Origin of the sequence: Streptomyces sp. PT12 (genome assembly GCF_003311645.1) — a bacterium.
Taxonomy (GTDB): Bacteria; Actinomycetota; Actinomycetes; order Streptomycetales; family Streptomycetaceae; genus Streptomyces.
This window is the reverse complement of record NZ_QEST01000281.1, coordinates 1-369: the sequence shown is the minus strand read 5'-3', so window position 1 is coordinate 369 and position 369 is coordinate 1. Positions and strand designations below refer to the sequence as shown.

Annotated in this window: 1 protein-coding gene; it reads left to right on the top strand. The window is 75.3% G+C overall.

Annotation, left to right across the window (positions count from 1 at the left end; genetic code table 11):
- Nucleotides 1-95: 95 nt before the first annotated feature.
- The coding region (locus tag DEH69_RS29940; protein ID WP_147255916.1) for a hypothetical protein at nt 96-369 on the top strand (274 nt) is incomplete at its 3' end.

Below are 369 nucleotides of genomic sequence, written 5' to 3'. Positions count from 1 at the left end.
CGGGAATGCCCCCCGGCGACGCCGCTTGATCTGTGTCCTGGCTGCCCGGAACGGGTGCGCGACCGCGCCGCCCGCGCGGGTTCGGGCGGTGGAACGTGAACGAACGCTGTGCGTCGTGCGGGACGACGATGCCGCCGCTGGTCGTGGTGGCGGTGCACCATGCCGGGTCGGGGGGCGGGTGGACGCACCGCGCGTGCGCGAGCTGCCTGATCCGCGAGCGGCTGATCCCGCTCGCCTTCCACCCGCTCACCCACGACGGGACGCGGCTGACGTACCCGGAGATCGTTCCCGGTGAACTGGTCGCCACGCTCGCGCCGTTGGGCGAATCCCCCGCGCTCGCCGCCCCGGTCGGGCGGCTGCTGGCCGCCG